Below are 798 nucleotides of genomic sequence, written 5' to 3'. Positions count from 1 at the left end.
CCACCCCACCACCTCAGGCCGGGTCAGCACCCCCAAATCCGAAGAACCACCACCCCCAGGAACATCCCCCTCCGACACCCCCGCGTCCGGCCCACCCGCGATAGCTCCCCACAAAACCCCCACCTGATCCTTACCGATCAAGCCATCGGACAGTTCCCAGACGTCCGCCTGCGACATCTTTCCGTAAAGCTTTTTCGCCCAGGCATTGATCCAGCCCTGGGCGACCACACTCGTCCTCACCCCCTTCCGGCCCTTCGGCTTCAGGGTGAAACCTGCCGGGAGATCTCCCCGCGTGTTCAAGAAATCCCGGAACGTGCGGGGACCCGTGCCATCCGGTGCAGGACGCCAGCCCACCACATCCCCCGGCACATCCTCAGGAATCTCTGGCCGATCAAGACGCCGCCACAACTCGCTGGCTTGAGAAAAACTGACCAGGTCACCGGACAAATCCACGACCGCCTGCAGCGTCATTTCTTCTCCGTGCAGGTCTTCCACCCAGGCATTGATCAAGTCCTGGGCGACAGGGCTCGTCCTCGCATGCTTTCGCTTCCCCGATTTCAGAGCGAAACCTTTCGGCTGGGGCCGTGATTCCAGGAAAGCCCTCAACGTCCGGGGACNGCCGGCACCGAAGAACCACCACCCTCCCCCGGCACCGGGTCAGGTCTCTGAGGCGGCTCCGGGAACACTGCGGCTCGCGCCTTTGAGCGCGCGCCACCCAGTTGGCCTTTTTCGCGGGGCCACATGACTTCACTCACCAACGCACGCGAAAGAGTGTGGGCCGCCGCAACGTCGTTATGC

Annotated in this window: 1 protein-coding gene; it reads right to left on the bottom strand. The window is 63.5% G+C overall.

Translation table 11 applies throughout. From position 1 onward, the window contains the following. On the bottom strand, positions 1 to 471 hold a 471-nt coding region (locus H074_RS01145), incomplete at its 3' end, for a hypothetical protein (RefSeq protein ID WP_007028175.1). Between the last annotated feature and the right edge of the window lie 327 nt (positions 472 to 798).

Origin of the sequence: Amycolatopsis decaplanina DSM 44594 (assembly GCF_000342005.1) — a bacterium.
Lineage (GTDB): Bacteria > Actinomycetota > Actinomycetes > Mycobacteriales > Pseudonocardiaceae > Amycolatopsis > Amycolatopsis decaplanina.
The sequence above is the reverse complement of the archived record's forward strand: the minus strand, read 5'-3'. Positions and strand labels throughout refer to the sequence as shown.